At 70.9% G+C, this 16,592-nt stretch carries 14 protein-coding genes; 4 read left to right on the top strand and 10 right to left on the bottom strand.

Features of this window, described 5'->3' with window-relative positions; all coding sequences use genetic code 11:
* Positions 1–3: 3 nt before the first annotated feature.
* Together O7624_RS30540 and O7624_RS30535 are read left to right on the top strand one after the other, a co-directional pair.
* Positions 4–1,194 carry a histidine kinase gene (locus tag O7624_RS30540; RefSeq protein WP_282238366.1) on the top strand — a complete coding sequence of 397 codons (1,191 nt, stop codon included), beginning with the start codon at positions 4–6 and terminating at the stop codon, positions 1,192–1,194.
* Entirely contained in the window at positions 1,191–1,817 is a 627-nt protein-coding gene (locus O7624_RS30535) for a response regulator transcription factor (RefSeq protein ID WP_282238365.1), read from the top strand. Before O7624_RS30540 ends, O7624_RS30535 begins: the two co-directional genes overlap by 4 nt.
* A 6-nt stretch (positions 1,818–1,823) precedes the next feature.
* On the opposite strand, the gene O7624_RS30530 is transcribed toward O7624_RS30535, so the two are convergent.
* Together O7624_RS30530 and O7624_RS30525 are read right to left on the bottom strand one after the other, a co-directional pair.
* Complete coding sequence (locus O7624_RS30530; protein WP_282238364.1) at positions 1,824–2,126, bottom strand: MoaD/ThiS family protein; 303 nt, start codon at positions 2,124–2,126, stop codon at positions 1,824–1,826.
* Positions 2,123–3,238, bottom strand: coding sequence for a sialidase family protein (locus O7624_RS30525; protein ID WP_282238363.1), 1,116 nt, complete (start codon positions 3,236–3,238; stop codon positions 2,123–2,125). The genes O7624_RS30530 and O7624_RS30525 overlap by 4 nt, the downstream gene beginning before the upstream one ends.
* A gap of 242 nt (positions 3,239–3,480) precedes the next feature.
* On the opposite strand from O7624_RS30525, the gene O7624_RS30520 reads away from it, so the two are divergent.
* Both O7624_RS30520 and O7624_RS30515 read left to right on the top strand, forming a co-directional pair.
* A complete protein-coding gene (locus O7624_RS30520; protein ID WP_093405676.1) occupies positions 3,481–3,906 on the top strand; it encodes a hypothetical protein in 426 nt (141 codons plus the stop codon).
* Between the two features lie 15 nt (positions 3,907–3,921).
* Complete coding sequence (locus O7624_RS30515) at positions 3,922–6,543, top strand: alpha-amylase family glycosyl hydrolase (RefSeq protein WP_282238362.1); 2,622 nt, start codon at positions 3,922–3,924, stop codon at positions 6,541–6,543.
* 36 nt (positions 6,544–6,579) lie between these two features.
* Here O7624_RS30515 and O7624_RS30510 read toward each other — a convergent pair whose 3' ends face one another.
* The 8 genes from O7624_RS30510 to O7624_RS30475 all read right to left on the bottom strand — a co-directional run bounded on the left by O7624_RS30510 (position 6,580) and on the right by O7624_RS30475 (position 16,574).
* Complete coding sequence (locus O7624_RS30510) at positions 6,580–7,086, bottom strand: hypothetical protein (RefSeq protein WP_282238361.1); 507 nt, start codon at positions 7,084–7,086, stop codon at positions 6,580–6,582.
* A complete protein-coding gene (locus O7624_RS30505; protein ID WP_282238360.1) occupies positions 7,076–8,878 on the bottom strand; it encodes a RyR domain-containing protein in 1,803 nt (600 codons plus the stop codon). The genes O7624_RS30510 and O7624_RS30505 overlap by 11 nt, the downstream gene beginning before the upstream one ends.
* A gap of 157 nt (positions 8,879–9,035) precedes the next feature.
* Positions 9,036–10,649: a flavin monoamine oxidase family protein gene (locus tag O7624_RS30500; protein ID WP_282238359.1), complete on the bottom strand. Its 1,614-nt coding sequence runs from the start codon at positions 10,647–10,649 to the stop codon at positions 9,036–9,038.
* 124 nt (positions 10,650–10,773) lie between these two features.
* On the bottom strand, positions 10,774–12,312 hold the full coding sequence (locus tag O7624_RS30495; protein ID WP_282238358.1) for an arabinofuranosidase catalytic domain-containing protein: 1,539 nt from the start codon (positions 12,310–12,312) through the stop codon (positions 10,774–10,776).
* Positions 12,313–12,534: 222 nt separating this feature from the next.
* Positions 12,535–13,500, bottom strand: a complete 966-nt coding sequence (locus O7624_RS30490) for an NAD(P)-dependent alcohol dehydrogenase (RefSeq protein ID WP_282238357.1) — start codon at positions 13,498–13,500, stop codon at positions 12,535–12,537.
* 71 nt (positions 13,501–13,571) lie between these two features.
* The gene (locus tag O7624_RS30485; RefSeq protein WP_282238356.1) at positions 13,572–15,077 is read right to left on the bottom strand and encodes a tripartite tricarboxylate transporter permease; all 1,506 of its coding nucleotides are present in this window, start codon (positions 15,075–15,077) and stop codon (positions 13,572–13,574) included.
* Positions 15,078–15,094: 17 nt separating this feature from the next.
* Positions 15,095–15,556, bottom strand: a complete 462-nt coding sequence (locus tag O7624_RS30480; protein WP_210933792.1) for a tripartite tricarboxylate transporter TctB family protein — start codon at positions 15,554–15,556, stop codon at positions 15,095–15,097.
* Position 15,557: 1 nt separating this feature from the next.
* Complete coding sequence (locus O7624_RS30475) at positions 15,558–16,574, bottom strand: tripartite tricarboxylate transporter substrate-binding protein (RefSeq protein ID WP_282238355.1); 1,017 nt, start codon at positions 16,572–16,574, stop codon at positions 15,558–15,560.
* Between the last annotated feature and the right edge of the window lie 18 nt (positions 16,575–16,592).

Raw genomic sequence — 16,592 nt, 5'->3', positions numbered from 1 at the left:
GCCGTGAGCTGGGTGGGACGGCTGTTCGACGCGCGCGACAGCCTGGTGCGGATGGTGCTGCTCATCCTCTCCGGCCTGGGCTACCTGTTCTTCGGTGCCCTGTCCGCACCGACCACCACCCAGTGGATCCTCGCGGTGCTCGCCTTCGCGGTCGGGCTGTCGCTGCACCACCGGCCGCTGGCCAGCATGCTGATCCAGACCGCGCTGCTGGCGGTGGCGATCTGGCTGGTCGACGACTTCATGATCAACCAGGTGGGTGCCAGTTGGGCGCTGCTCGAACTGACCATGGCCGCCCGCCGGGGGCGGACCATCTGGCTGGCGGCGGGGCTGCTGGCCGTGGTCGACCTGACCGACTCGATCGGCGATCCGCTGGCGCGTCTGCTCTCCGGTGTGTTCGGGCTGCTGCCGGAGGTCGGCGTTCCGCTGCTGCTCGGGCTGGTCATCCGGACCACCCGGGAACTCGGGCAGCAGTCGCGGCAGCGGGCCGAGGAGGAGCAGCGGCGACGCGAGTCGGAGAGCCGTGCCGCGCGTGCTGACGAGCGCAGCGCCATCGCCCGGGAACTGCACGACGTGGTGGCGCACCACGTGGCGTCGATGGTGCTGCGCGTCGGGGTGGCCCGGCACGTGCTGACCGACCTGGATCCACGGGTCGGCGAGGTCTTCGACGACGTCCACGGCACCGGCACAGCAGCCCTTGCCGACCTGCGCCGGCTGGTCGCGGTGCTACGCGACCCCGACGGCGTACGCGGCGACGCCGCACTGACCGCGATCGAACCGTCAGCGCTGCCGGCCGCGCTCGGCGCCGCGGTGGACCGGGCCCGTCAGGCCGGTGTCACAGTGGTCGCCGACATCGACCCGGCGGTCGGCACCCTCGACGCGGTGCGGGGCCTCGCGGTGCTTCGGCTCAGCCAGGAGGCGTTGACCAACGTGGCCAAGCACGCCGGTACCGCTGCGGTGGCGCGGCTTTCGGTCAGCGTGGTCGACGGGGCCGTCCACTGGGAGGTGGTCGACGACGGTCGCGGCTCGGTGCCCGCCACCGTGCCGGCCGGCGGCGGTCACGGCATCACCGGCATGCGCGAACGGGTCGAGGTACTCGGTGGACAGTTGACGGCCGGCCCGACCGGCACGGGGTGGCGGGTGGCCACCGTGCTGGCCGGAACCCGCGCCGGTCCACGCGCGACGGAGCGCGCGTGATCCGGGTACTGCTGGTCGACGACCAGCACCTCATCCGCGCCGGCCTGCGCATGCTCTGCGAAGCCCAACCCGACATCGAGGTCGTCGGCGAGGCCGACAACGGCCGCGACGCGATCACCCTGGCCGCCCGGCTGGTGCCCGACGTGGTGGTGATGGACCTGCGCATGCCCGGCGTCGACGGGATCTCCGCCACCAGCCGGATCATCGCCGAGCGTCCCGGTGCCCGCGTCCTGGTGCTGACCACGTTCGGCGACGACGACCACCTCTATCCGGCGTTGACGGCCGGCGCCTGCGGCTTCCTGCTCAAGGACGCACCGCCGACCGAGCTGCTGGACGGTGTGCGCCGGGCCGCGACGGGCGACAGCCCGTTCAGCCAGGAGGTGCTGCGCCGGTTGGTGCAGCGCGCGGTGCACGCCCGCACCGGGACGCCGTCGCCGGTCACCGGGCTGACCGCCCGGGAACAGCAGGTGTTGGAGCTGGTCGCCGACGGGCTGTCCAACGGCGAGATCGCCGAGCGGCTCCACATCGGCGTCACCACCGTCAAGTCCCACATCACCAGCCTGATGACCAAAACGGACAGCCCCAACCGGGTACGCCTGGCGCTGTTCGCCCGCGGCCTGTGAGCCGGGTCAACCGCCGGCCATCGCGCCGAGGACGATGAACGGCTCCTGCCCGGCGACGACCCGCTCGGGCAGGGGCGTGTCGGGTGAGCAGTTGGAGAGGTCCTCCTCGCAGGCGTAGAAGCGGACGAAGGCGCGGCGCTCACCGCTGTGCCGGTCGCGGATGGTGCCGAGCAGCATCGGGTACCGCGCCTCGACGGCGTCGAGCACCAGGCGCTGGGTGGCCGGCCCGGGGCCGGCCACCTCGACCCGCACCTCACCGGTCACCCCGGCGAGGGTCTTCAGGTGAGCCGGGAGGACGACCCGGATCACGGCAGTACCTGGACTTCCACGGAGAGCACCGGCGGCAGGTCCCGGACGATCGGCGCCCAGCTGTCGCCGCCGTCGGCGGAGCGGTAGACTTGGCCGCCGCTGGTACCGAAGTAGATGCCGCAGGGGTCGAGCGTGTCGACGGCCATCGCGTCGCGCAGCACGTTGACGTAGCAGTCGGACTGCGGCAGCCCGTCAGTCAGCGGCTCCCACTCGTCGCCGCCGGTGCGGCTGCGGTAGACGTGCAGCTTGCCCTCCGGCGGGTAGTGCTCGGAGTCACTCTTGATCGGCACCACGTAGATGGTCTCGGGCTCGTGGGCGTGCACCGCGATCGGGAAGCCGAAGTCCGACGGCAGGTTGCCGCTGACCTCGCGCCAGTTCGCGCCGGCGTCGTCGCTGCGCATCACGTCCCAGTGTTTCTGCATGTACAGCGTGTCGGGGCGCGACGGGTGCTGGGTGATGTGGTGCACGCAGTGGCCGACCTCGGAGTCCTGGTCGGGAATCTCCCCCGACCGCAGGCCCTTGTTGATCGGCAGCCAGCTGATGCCGCCGTCGTCGCTGCGGAACGCGCCGGCCGCCGAGATGGCGGTGTAGATCCGACCCTGGTGGACCGGATCCAGGATGATCGTGTGCAGGCACAGGCCACCCGCGCCGGGCTGCCACGACGGCCCGCTCGGGTGGGTACGCAGGGCGGTCAGCTCCGTCCACTTGCCGCCGCCGTCGTTGGACACGTAGAGCGCCGCGTCCTCCGCGCCCGCGTACACGGTGTCGGGATCGTCACGGGACGGCTCGAGGTGCCAGATGCGCTTGAACTCCCAGGGCCGCGGGGTTCCGTCGTACCAGAGGTGGTCGCCGACGTCGCCGGCGTAGGCGAAGTCGTTGTCGACAGTGGTCCAGGTCCGTCCGCCGTCGTCGGAGCGCTGGATCAACTGCCCGAACCAGCCGCCGGACTGGGAGGCGTAGAGCCGGTCCGGATCGGCCGGCGATCCGATTAGGTGGTAGATCTCCCAGCCGCCGAAGTGCGGCCCGTCGACCGTCCAGCTGTCGCGTCTGTCGTCGGAGGTCAGGATGAACGCGCCCTTGCGCGTCCCCACCAGTACGCGTACACCACTCATGAGCGTTCTCTCGTCTTCCTCGGGTCGGTGCGGGGGTCGCCGCGCGGCCGCCACACCGACGTGCATCAGTCCTGGTCGGTCTACTCCTGAGGTACGACGAACTGGCATCAGCGAAACGGACAGTGCTCCGCCGCCACGCGGGATCCTCCGCCTTCTGTCGGATGCCCGTCACTGCCACCCCTGACCCGTATCCCGCCGTGGCGGGCCTTGCACGGGGTAGTGACAGCGACCACGATGGGATCATGGTCGATGGATTGATCTTGCAGGTCGGGTCGGACGGTCCGCTCAGCGACGAGGAGCTGGCCGAGCAGGCGCGCCATCTGAAGGAACACCTGAACCAGCTGCCCGGTGTCGAGGCGAGCGAACTGACCGCCGAAGCCGCCCCGGGTACCCGGGACACCGCGAGCTACATCTTCGGCGTACTGGCCCTCGCCGTGTTCACCGTGCCGACGGTCAAGCGGGCGGCGGCGGACATCCGGCACCTGGCCGAGGTCATCAAGCGCTATCAGGAGCGCAACAAGGGCAAGCGACTGCGCATGACCCTTCCCGACGGCACCGAGATCGACGTACGGGACGTGTCGGAGAAGACGCTGGCCGAGCTGATCAAGTCGGTGTCGGTGCCCCGGCAGGGTACGGCCGCCGTGCCCGAGAAGGTCGACGGTGACTGACCCGGCGGAGCCACGGTGAAGCGGGCGCTGCTGGTCGGGGTGGGCAGCTACGCCAACGAGGCGCTGCCCACCCTCGACTCCCCCGCCAGCGACCTGAAGGACTGGGCCCGGCTGCTACGGGATCCGACGCTCGGCGCCTTCGACGACGTACGCGATCTCCTGGACGCCGACTCGTACCGCCTCCAGCTCACCCTCTACGACTTCCTGACCAGCGCCGACCCGCACGACTTCCTGCTCGTCTACTACTCCGGCCACGGGCGGCTGCATCACGATCACCGGCTCTACCTCACCGCGACCGACACCGACCCCGACCGGCTGCCACCGACCTCGGTGCCGACCGACGAGTTCCGGCACTGGGTCGACGAGTGCCGCGCCCGCGAGCTGGTGCTGATCCTCGACTGCTGCCACGCGGGCGCCTTCGGCGACCTCAAACAGCGCGGCGACCGCAGTCGCATCGTCGTGGTCTCCGCCGGGGCCACCGAGCTGGCCCACGAGGGCGACGGTCACAGGCAGCACGCGTTGCCGTCGGCGTTCTCCGGTCCGTTCCTGGAGGGGCTGCGTACCGGCGGGGCCGACCGGGACGGCAACGGGATCATCAGCGTGCGGGAGGCGTTCGAGTACGCGGCCGTGCGCATGGTCGACCGGGAACGCCGGCAGACACCGCAGATGCGCGCCGCCGGCGTCGGTGATCTCATCCTCAGCAACGCGCCCCGCCGGCCCCAGCTGATCCCGGAGGAACTGCTGGCGCTCACCCGCAGCCGGCTCGCGGCGGCCCGGGTGCTGGCGGTGGACGAGCTGAGCAACTGGGCGTACGGCCACCAGCGCAGCCGGGACCAGTTGGTCGCCGCCTTCGAGACGCTGGAGACCCTGGAACGGGATCCGGCGGAACGGGTGGCCGAGCGCGCCCGCCAGGCCCTGTCGGGGCGGCTGCGGGTCACCCGGGCCGAGGTGGCGGAGGATCCCGGGCCACCGGAGCCCGCGGGCGAGCCGGGCTGGGCGGCCGGCAGCGCCTTCTACGAGGTCAACGTCCGGTTCTTCTACGACTCCGACGGAGACGGACACGGCGACCTGCGGGGTGTCACCGAGAAGCTGGACTACCTGCGCCGCCTCGGCGTCGACTGCCTGCTGCTCAACCCGATCATGGCGGCCCCGCCGCTGGGCGACGGTCGGGCGGCCGCCGACTTCGAGGCGATCGACGAGGGCCTCGGCGCCCCGTCGCACCTGCTGGAACTGCTCAGCCTCGCGCATCGGCAGGGGTTGCGGGTGGTGCTGGACCTGGTGCTCAACCACACCAGCGACCAGCACCCGTGGTTCCAGGCGTCGCGCAGCGACCCGACCGGCCCGTACGGCGACTTCTACGTCTGGAGCGACAGCGGCGACAGTTACGCCGAGGCCGACGACCCGCTCGGCAGCCACGGCGCGGGGTGGACCTACGACAGCCAACGCCGCCAGTACTACTGGCACCGCTACAGCCGGTCCGAGCCGGACCTGAACTACGACGCGCCCGAGGTACGCGCCGCGATGCGCGACGTGATGGCGTTCTGGCTCCGCCAGGGCGTCGACGGGCTGCGCCTGCTCACCGTCCCGTACCTGTTCGAGCGCAGCGGCACCTCCAGCAAGGGGCTCGACGAAACCCACGGCTACCTGCGTCAACTCCGATCCTGGTTGGACACGACGTACCCGGACCGGATCCTGATCGCCTGGAGTGAGGACTGGCCGGAGGGGGCGGGCGCCTATTTCGGCACCGCCGAGCACCCCGAGTGCCATCTGGTGATGTACGCCTCGCTGATGCCGAGCCTGCTGCTGGCCATGCGACGGGAGGCGCACCGGCCGGTGTCCCGGGTGCTGGCGCAGATGGGCGACCAACCGCCCGACCGGCACTGGGCGGTGTTCCTGCGCAACGGCGACGAGATGTCGCTGGGCCTGCTGCACGAGCGGGAACGCGACGACCTGCTGCACGCGTACGCGCCGCTGGCCCGGATGCGCGGTGCGACAGGCATCCGGCGTCGCACGGCGACCCTGCTCAACGACGACCGGGGGCAGTTGGAGCTCGCCTTCGCCCTGCTGCTGTCGATGCCCGGCGTGCCGGTGCTGTACTACGGCGACGAGATCGGCATGGGTGAGAACCTGGCGTTGCCCGGCCACCTGGCGTTCAACACCCCGATGCAGTGGGCCCCGGACCGCAACGGCGGCTTCTCGGTGGCGCAGCCGGAGAACCTGCCGGCCCCCCCGATCCACGAGTCGATCTACGGCTACATGGCGGTGAACGTGGAGAACCAGCTCCGCTCGCGCTCGTCGCTGCTGCATGTGGTCGAGAAACTCATCGAGACCCGGCACGCCTGCCCGGCGTTCTCCCGCCCCGGTTGCCGGATCGTCCGCTCCACAAACCCGGCGGTGCTGGCGTTCCTGCGCGGTGAGCCCGACGACGAGGTGCTCTGCCTGTTCAACTTCTCCCGCTACCCGCAGACCACCACGCTGAGCCTGGCCTCGCACGTCGGTTGCCGGCCCCGGGAGTTGACCGGCGGCGCCGAGTTTCCCGGCGTGCCGGATTCGGGCGAGTACGACCTGGGCATCGCCGGGCACGGCTTCTTCTGGCTCTCGGTGGCCGCGGGTCTGCGTGACATACCGTTCGAGTAGCTCGTCGCCCGCCACCGTGGGCCGCGACTGCCGGGCTCATCCCGCCGGGGACCGGCGCGCGTCGGTGGGCCAGATGACGGTGGTGGGGATGCCCCGCTCGCGGGCCCAGCCGACGGTCCGGTCGGTCGACGCGTCGTGGCAGCCCGGTTCGCCGTCCCAGACCGCCACCAGCCGCTGCACCCGCAGCAGCAGCTCCCGGTTCGCGGCCACGTAGGCGGCGGTGCCGGCGGTGCGGTGGCCGGTGTGCAGGACCCGGGTGGCGCGACCCAGCAGCTCGTCGAAGGCCCCCCGGGCCGCCGGGGCGATGGTGTCCCGGTAGTCGGGGGCCGGCAGGACCACCTCGTACGTGCCGCCGCTGTCCAGAACCGCGCGAGCGAAGATCTGGTCGGTGCCGGCCGCCAGGCAGGTGACACCGTGCACCGGCCGGTCGCTGATCCGGCGCAGTTCGAGGCGGATCGCCTCGGCGACCAGCCGCTCGGTGGCCGGGGTCAGGTTGATGTGGCCGGTGACCCCGACGCGGACCGGTTCCCGTTCAGGCGGCATCGGCCGACCCTCCCCGCTGGACCGGCACGGTGTGGCCCAGTCGGATCAACTCGAAGCCGCTGTCGGACAGCACATCGGGCAACGCCCGGATCTCCTCCCGGTTCTGCTCCTTGGCCGCCGGTGGCAACTCGTCCCACGGCCGCAGCAGGTGATGCCGACGGCGGACGTCGTCGCGTGGCTCGCCGTACGTCCAGCCCTCGGAGCGCCGTTCCCGGCACCACCGCTCGTGTTCGAGTCGGGCCAGCTGTTCGACCCGGTCGTCGATGGCCCGCCCGGCCGCGGAGGCGTCACCGGCACCGCCGTGCCGGGGCGCCACGACGCAGCCCAGGTTCAGCAGCTTGGCCGCGATGTCCTGGACGTGGCTGCGGTTGGCACGGCGCAGCGACTCCGGCAGCCGGGACCAGGGCACCATGGCGGGTGCGTCACCGAGACGTACGCCGGCCCGCTGCTGGGCGTGCAGGTACCGCAGATGGATCTGCTGGGCGAGCCGTTCGGTGAGGTCCTCGGCGATCAGCCGGGCGTCGCAGGCGTGCGTCAGCACCGGGTACAACCGCAACTTGCCGTGCACCTCGTCGAGCAGGTCGTGACGGACGTCGCCGTGAAAGGCGGCGGCGAGCGCGGCCTGCCGGTAGACCGGCACGAAGACGATGCTGCGCGCCCCACGCCAGAGCGCGGGGGTGTCCAGCGCGAAACGCAGGCCGCTGATCTCGTCGGGGGCGCAGAGGTAGATGCGGTCGTAGCCCTCGGCGGCGAAATGTTCCAGGCCGACCAGCCCCGCGATGTCCCGGTCGTACCCGACCAACCGGCAGACCTCCCGCAGGAACGGGTAACGGGCGGTGGCCAGGGCCAGTTCGGCCCGGGCGTCCGGTGCCACGAGATCCACCCGCAGCCGACGGCCGGAACCGCTCTGGTCGGCCTGACGCGCCCGCCAGTGCCGGGCGGTCTCCACCAGCAGGGCCCGGCGGAAGCTGCCGCCACCGGCGATCAGGACGGTCGTCGACCGGTCGGGGGCCGACGGCAGCGGATGGTGCCGGTGCAGCGCCCGGGCGGCGATGTCGTCGACGTGGAAGTAGTCCAGACGCAGCCGGCTGGACCCGGCGGCGCCGAGCCGCCGGGCCTGCAACGACAGGCACATCTCCGGGTCGTGGACCTGCACGTACACCCGGGGCGGGTGGCGTCGGTCCTGGATCAGCAGGTTGGCGGTGTTGGCGATGGCGTGGTTGCGGTCGTCGTCGTCGGTGCAGGCGTAGACGGTGTGCGCCCGGGGCAGGCCGGCCCCCCGCAGCACCTCCTCGTTCGTCGGGTCGCCGACGACGCCGAGGTAGCGGCGTCGGCGGTACTCCAGCGGCCCGAACGGTTCGGAGCGGACGACCACCACCCGGTCGCCGTCGGCGTAGAGCCGGTCGGCCAGCATGTGTGCGAACTGGGAGTCGCCGCAGACGACGGCGTGGCCGCCGGCGCGCCGGGCCCGCCGCCGCCGGATCTCCGTGGCCAGCAGCAGCCGGCCGGCCTCGGCCACCGCCAGCAGGGTGAACAGCGGCGCCATGAACCGGGCCACCTGCAACTGCCACGGATAGGGACCGGGCTGCTCGAAGAGTTCGGCGCTGAGGAAGAACAGTTGCAGGTCGTAGTAGAGGATGTCGTACCGGTCCCCGATGGCCTCGGGGCGTACCCGCGAAAGGCGGTCCAGGCCGATGTAACCGAGCACCGAGGCGACCAGGCCGATCACCCCGAAGACGACCCGCAGCCACCACGTGGCGGGACGGGCCGCACCGGGGACCGGCTGGGTCATCGCGCGGCTGCCTGAACCCGCCGGTGCCCCAGCCACCGGATTACGACCATGCGCGCAATGCTATTGGACAAAGTCGATCACCAGGGTCGGCGACGTGCCGGCCGGCCGGGCACTTTTCGCAGGTGGCGCCGTTTTGTCGAGGTCGGACTGTCGGGGCTCAGCTCGACATGACCCGGGCGTGCAGGTCGGTGACCACCTTGCGGGCGGACTCGAACGCACCGGCCTGCCAGGCGATGTAGTGGCTGAGGTGGTCACCGGCGAAGTAGACCCGACCGTCCGGCTCCAGCAGCCGGCCGTATTGCCCGCTGGTGCGCGACGGCCACGACACCCAGCCGCCCTCCGAGTAGCGGGTGCGGTCCCAGGCCACCGAGAACGACGTCTCCAACTCCGTCCGGTACGCCTCGCCGTGGATCCGCACGCCCTGGGCGACGGCGCGGGCCTCCCGCTCGGCGGGCGTCAGCGCCGCGTACGCCTGGGCGTTGGCGCCGAAGTTGTAGTAGCCGACCACCACGCCCTTCGCCCCGTGGTAGCCGTAGGACGGGTACCAGATCGTGGCGAGGTCCAGGTTGGTGTTGGTGATGCCGGAGTAGATGTTCTCGTCCTGCTCCCACCACCGTCGCCGGTACTGCAAGCCGATCTTGCCGGTGGCGTTGGGGAGCGGGTAGGCCAACGCGTCCCGGACCGGCTGGGTGAGATTGGCCGGGATCTTCGCCAGCACCTGCGGCGGGATGGTGCAGACGCAGAAGTCGGCGGTGGCGGTACGCGGCCGGCCGCCCGGCCCGTCGTAGACCACGGTCACCCCGGAGCCGGTGTTGGAGATCGAGCGCACCTGCGCGCCGTAGGTGACGAGCCGACGCCCCACGGCCGCTTCGAGGGCGTACGCGATGCGGTCCATCCCGCCGACCGGCTGGAACATCAGCATCGCCTGGTCGTAGCCGAACTCGAAGGAGAAGTACCTGCCGATGCCGCTGGCCAGCACGTCCGTCAGCGGGTACGGGGTGAGTTTCGGCGTACCCGCCTCGAAGCCGGCACCCGGCTCCACCAGGTAGCCGCGCCGGTTGGTGCCCGCGTACCGCCAGCTGGCCGCCGGGTCGTCGGCGACCCGACCGCCGATCGCGCCGAAGCCGCGCAGAAACTCCAGCAACCGTTCCTTGTCCTCACCCGTCAGGTAGGTGTCGAGCGCACCCTGGTCGGTGGCCTTGGCGAGCAGTTCGGAGACGTACCCGTAGACGTCCGCCTTGGCCTCGCGGTGCCGGATCGGCCGGCCGGACAGCGCCCCGGCGTTCTCGTTGACGTAGTAGGCGTCGGCGTTCTGGTTGCCGAAGATCTCGATCGGCACGCCGAGTTCCCGGCAGTAGTCGAGGGTCACCATGTGCTGGGCGATGCGGGCCGGACCGGCGTTGAGGTACTGGCCGTCGGCGAAACGGGCGCGCTGGGTACGCCCGTCCAGGTCGGTCTCGGTGGTGCCGCCCCGCACCGTCCAGTTGCGCCCACCGGGCCGGTCACGCGCCTCCAGCAGACGCACCCGGTAGCCCGCCTTGCCCAGCTCGTACGCGGTGGCCAGGCCGGCGATGCCGGCCCCGAGCACCAGTACGGACTTCGCCGAGCGGCCGGTAAGCGTGAAGTCGGACCGGTTCGGGGGACGGAAAGGTGGCGCCGCCTGCGCGGCGGGCGCCAGGCCGAGGGCGCCCATCGTGCCGTAGAGCACGCCCGCGCCGCCGGACACCCCGACGGCCTGGAGGAACTGTCGCCGCGTCGTCGGTATCGTCACCGCCACCTCCCGCAGGATCGATGACCGACGATCTCAGTGGCGGGTTTCCTCGACGAATCTCTGTTGTTACGCGTGGATCACCGGCCCGGGGTGCGGCCGGTGATCCACGCTCGGTGGGCGTTCGTCAGCGGTAGCCGGCGGCGATGATGTTGGCGTGCACGGCGTTCTCGGTGGCGTCGGAGGGGTAGCCGGCGACCATGGCGCCCTCGTAGAAGGTGCCGGCGCTGAGGTTGGCCCCGCCGTCGGGCTTGCAGCAGTCCCCACCGCTGCCCAGGACGATCGCGCCCTGCTTCTTCATCGGGCTGTAGCCGGGCGGCAGCGGTCCCTCGTAGAGCGTGTAGAGGCTACCGGACTGGGCGTTGCTGCCCTTGATGGCGAAGCGGGTGGTGCCGTTGTTCTTCAGGGTGGCGGTGACGAACTTGTGCGGGAAGGAGCGCTGGTTCGGGTTCCAGGTCTGGCTGCCGCCGGGGAACAGGCCCCACTCCAGGTCCGCCTGCACCCACGGGCCGGTTCCGGAGCACCCGCCGAACCAGCACTGGGTGCTGAAGTTGATCGCGTCCATCGCGCCGGCCGCGTCGGCCTTGCGGGTCGTCTCGCTGTTGCCGTAGTCGAAGCAGCAGCCGTTGTTGACGTGGGTGCCACTCGTCACCATGTACATGCCCTCGGGTGCGCTGCCGGTCGGCACGCCGGTGAGGTGGCCGTCGCGCCAGTAGCTGTTGCCCGGGTTGATGTACAGCGAGTACGCCTTGCTGCCCCCGACGGTGAGCGACTCGGTGGTGGCGATCGCCGGCCGGCTCTGCGGCGAGCCGGGGACGACTGTGGAGCCCTGGTACCACAGGTCGTTGTCCCGACCGGACTGGTCGTAGATCACGGTGATCACGCACTGCGTACCGGCGCAGAACGAGTCCTGCGTGGCAGCGTTGGCCGTGCCGCCGGTGGTCAACAGGCCGATGTCGCGGGTCGTGTTGTCCGACGAGCGTCGCACCTGGTAGAGGTTGCCGCGGTACGCGGCGTAGAGCGCCCGGGTCGTGCTGTGGGCCGCCACGCACGCCGTACCGCCGGCCGCGTAGATGTCGCAGGGCAGCGACCCGGCCGGCGGGGTGGGCGGCGGGCTCGTCGGCGGGGGTGCCGGCGAGGTCCACTGCTGGTTGGCGCCGCCGTGGCAGGACCACAGGATCATCTTCGTGCCGTTGCCGGTGCCGGCGTTGTTGGCGTCCAGGCAGAGCCCGGACTGCACGCCGGTGATGGTGCCGTTGGCGTTGACGTTCCACTGCTGGTTCGTGCCGCCGTGGCAGTCCCAGATGATCACCTGGGTGCCGTTGCTGGTGCCGGCGCCGTTGGCGTCCAGGCACTTGGTGCCGTACACCTGAAGTTGCCGGCCGGCAGTGTAGGTCCAGGTCTGGTGGGCCGCGCCGAAGCAGTCCCACAACTGGGTCTGGGTGCCGTTCGTGGTGCTAGCGTTCGGCACCTCCAGGCACCGCCCGGAGGCCACACCGGTGATCACGGCGCTCTGCCCTGGGACGATGGCCTCGGCGATCACCGGGCCCGGCGCGGCGACCGCGACCTGGACCTGTGGGGCCACGATGGCCCCACCCACCAGGACGAGAGCTGACGCGCCGATGGCCGCCAGCCGTCGGGGACGGCGACGTCTCGCAACGATCATGGTGATTCCTCCGGGGTGGTGGTGGAGGTCGGGTGCGACTTCCGAGAGCATAGAGGAACTTAAACATGATTGGTATGACGTCCGACGACCCTGGATGCGTGAGCGTCGGCACGGCCTGTCACTCCGGCCGGTCCGGTCGGCGAGGTTCCCGGCGGTCGTCGGCATGCCCGCGGAAACGCCTCCAGCTGCGCCGGAGACTCCGACAGCCCCCAGCTCGAACCGTCAACGTACGTCGATCACGACGTTGCCGACCTTGTGTCCGGTGTCGACGTACCGGTGCGCCTCGACGATCTCGGTCATCGGGTAGCTGCGGTCGATGACGATCTGAAGCCGCTCCTCGGCGAGCAGGTCCCGCAGGGCGGCCAGGGCCGCGTGCTTGCGTACCGACATCCCGGTCCGGACCCGTCGACCGCGGGTGAGCATGGTGCCGAGCGCGAGCAGGCTGTTCGTCACCAGGCCGGTGGTGGGCAGATAACGGCCACCCGGGACCAGCACCGCCCGGCACCTGGCGAACGAACTGCGGCCGACCGTGTCGAAGACGACGTCGTAGCGCTCGCCGCTGCCGGTGAAGTCCTCCACCGTGTAGTCGAAGACCCGGCTCGCGCCGAGCGACCCGACGAGCGCGGTGTTCCGGCCACTGCACACCCCGTGCACCGTCGCGCCGAGGTGCCCGGCGAGTTGGACGGCGTACGTGCCGACGCTGCCGGAAGCGCCGATGACGAGCACCTTCTGGCCGGGTTGGAGGTCGGCCAGGTCGCGCAGGAAGTGCCAGGCGGTGGTGAACCCGTCGACGGTGGCTGCGGCCTGCGCGTACGTCACGTTCGGCGGGATCGTGCTGATCGAGGCCCGCTCGGACAGGCACTTGTACTCGGCGTTCGCGCCGGCGCCGAAGCTGGTGAAGCCGAAGACGCGGTCACCGACGCGCAGCCGACGCACCCCCGGCCCGAGCGCCGTGACCTCACCGGCGAACTCCAACCCGAGCACCCGGACGCTGCTGCGTGGCCGGCGCAGACCGATGATGACCCGCCCCCAGCGGGGTTCGCCCCGGCGCATCCCACACTCGGCGGTGGTCACCGTGGTGGCGTGCACCCGGATCAGCACCTGATCGGCCCGGGGCTCGGGGGTCGGCAGCTCGACCTGAGTGAGCACCTCCGGTGGCCCGTACGCCTCGAACATCACCGCTCGCATGCGCACCATTCTGCGGTGGGCCCGCCACCACGCCCGGTCCCGCCGACGGCGGTCGTGACGGCCCCACCGGGCTACTCATCCTCGACGAACACCTCCTCGCGGCGCCTACGGATCGCCGGGAGAACCGCGACGACGAGGGCCGCCACCGCCATGACCAGGAGCACCGCGGAGATCGGTCGGGTCAGGAAGACCGACGCGTCGCCGCGAGAGATGATCAGCGCACGGCGCAGGTACTCCTCCAGCAGCGGGCCGAGGACGAAACCGAGCAGCAGGGGCGCGGGCTCGCAGCCACACTTGATCAGGAGATAGCCGAGGATTCCGAAGAACGCGATCGCGTAGACGTCGAACGCGTTGAAGCTCAGCGAGTACGTGCCGATCGCGGCGAACAGGACGATCATCGGAAAGAGCACCTGGTACGGGATGCGCAGCATCCGCACCCAGACGCCGATCAACGGCAGGTTCAGCAGGACGAGCAGCACGTTGCCGATCCACATCGAGGCGATCAGGCCCCAGAACAGCGCCGGCTCGTCGTTGATGACGTTCGGTCCCGGGGTGATGCCGTGGACGATGAACGCCCCGACCATCAGGGCCATCACCGGATGGGCGGGCAGGCCCAGGGTGAGCAGCGGGACGAACGACGTCTGCGCGGCAGCGTTGTTGGCCGACTCGGGACCGGCGACCCCCTCGATCGCACCGCGCCCGAACTCCTGCTGCCGCTTCGAGATGCGCTTCTCCACCGCGTACGAGGTGAACGAGGCGAGCACGTGGCCACCACCCGGCAGCACACCGAGCGCGCTGCCCAGCCCGGTGCCGCGGAGGATCGGGCCGACGATCCGACGCCGGTCCTCGCGGGTCGGCCAGAGGTTCGTCACCCTGCCGAGGACGGTCGTACGGGTCTGCTCGTGCTCCAGGTTGCGCAGGATCTCGGCCACCCCGAACATGCCGACGGCTACCGACACGAAGTCGATCCCGCCGTAGAGTTCGCGCTTGTCGAACACGAATCGGGGCACGCCGGTGTAGATGTCCTGGCCGACCATTCCGAGCAGGACGCCGAGCGCGATCATCGCCAGGGCCTTGAGGGCGCTGCCGCGCGCCAGCGCGATCGAGACGATCAGGCCGAACAGCACCAGCGAGAAGTAGTCGGCCGGGCCGAACTGCAACGCGATCCGGGCCAGCGGTGGCGCCGCGACGGCCAGCGCGACGGTGGCCACGGTGCCCGCCACGAACGACCCGATCGCGGCAGCGGCCAACGCCGGCCCCGCCCGGCCCCGCCGTGCCATCTCGTGGCCGTCGAGCGCGGTCACCGCGGCGGACGACTCACCCGGCAGGTTGATCAGGATGGCCGTGGTCGAGCCGCCGTACTGCGCGCCGTAGTAGATGCCGGCCAGCATGATCAGCGCGGTCACCGGCTCGAAGTTGAACGTGATCGGCAGCAGCATCGCCACCGTCGCGGTCGGTCCGATGCCGGGTAGCACTCCGACCGCCGTACCGAGCAGCACGCCCACGAAGCAGTAGAGGACGTTCTGGACCAGCAGCGCGGTCGAGAAGCCCAGCACGAGATTGTCGAAGAGTTCCATGCGAAAGCCCGGTCAGGTCAGAACGAGAGCCACGGACCCCAGAGCGGGATCCGTAGCTGAAGTCCGACGACGAAGATGAGCGTGCTGAGCACGGTCAGCCCGACGGCCACGGCCAGCGCCGTACCGATCCGCACCTGCCGGCTGGCCAGGGTGACCAGGAGAGCGGTCACCGCCGAGGTGGGCACGAACCCGAGGCGCCGCACGGTGTATCCGAAGAACACCACCGCGACCACGATGACGCCGACCGCACGCCAGGGGACCGCCCCGAACGAGACCACCTCGCCGGCGACCAGTCCCTTGCCGACGATGAGCAGGCCCAGGGCGGCGAGTATCACGCCGACCAGCAGCGGGAAGTAGCCAGGGCCCATCCGCAAGGGGGTGCCCAGCTCGTAGCTGAGCGCCCCCACCACGAATGCGCCACCGATCAGGACGAAGACTCCTCCGGCGAGGACGTCCGGAAACGATCGTCGGCGTTCCACCTCAGGAGGCCTCGACCCCGGCGTCGGCAATGATCTTCGCCCAGGTGCCGAGCTGCTCCTCAAGGTGCGCCCGGTGGGCCTGCGAGGTGGCGTCCGCCGCCGCGACCGGTGCGGTGCCGAGCTTCGCCATCTGGTCGATCACACCCGGGTCGGCAAGCGCCGCCTGGAGGGCTTCGGAGAGCTTGTCGACGACCTCCTTCGGCGTGCCGGCCGGGGCGTAGAGGCCGTGCCAGACGCTCACCTGAAGTTGGGGCAGCCCCGCTTCGGTCGTGGTGGGCAGGTCCGGCAGGCTCTGCACCCGCTCGAGAGTGGTGACCGCGTACGCCTTGACCTCACCCGCAGCGATCTGGCCGCTGGTGTTGGTGGTCTGGTCGCACAGGAAGTCGACCTGGCCGCCGACCAGATCGGTCAACGCCGGACCGGTCCCCTTGTACGGGACCTCCTGGAGTTTGACCCCGACGGCGTGCTGGAACAGCAGGCCGCACAGGTGCGACGCGGCGCCGACACCGGCGTTGGCGAGGGTGACCTTCTCGGCGTTCGCCTGCACGTGGGTCAGCAGATCCGGCAGGGTCGCGGGTGGGAAGTCCTTGCGGGCCACGATCGTCATCGGCACCTCGGTGACGAGCCCGACCATCTCGAAGTCCTCGAGCGGTTGGTAGCCCAGGTTCTTGTAGAGGGCGGGCGCGGTGGACATGCCGATGTGGTGCATCAGCACGGTGTAGCCGTCGGGCTCGGCCCGCGCGACATCGCCGGCCCCCACCGTGCCGCCCGCGCCTTCGACGTTCTGCACGACGACCTTGGCACCCAGCTTCGCGGCCATCGGTTCGGCGATCATGCGGGTGACGGTGTCCGTCGGGCCACCGGCGCTGAACGGCACAACGAACGTGATGTTCCGGTCCGGGTAGTTCGCGACGTCGCCCCCGCCGCCACCACCGGTGCCGGAGCAGGCGGCCAGCAGCGCAACAGCGCCGATCACCGCGATCACCCGCCCGGCGGCCCGCTGCCTGGTCGTGGTCATATCGGCACCTCCTCGTCG

The sequence above is a fragment of the Verrucosispora sp. WMMD1129 genome (assembly GCF_029581255.1).
GTDB classification, from domain to species: Bacteria; Actinomycetota; Actinomycetes; order Mycobacteriales; family Micromonosporaceae; genus Micromonospora; species Micromonospora sediminimaris.
The sequence above is the reverse complement of the archived record's forward strand: the minus strand, read 5'-3'. Positions and strand labels throughout refer to the sequence as shown.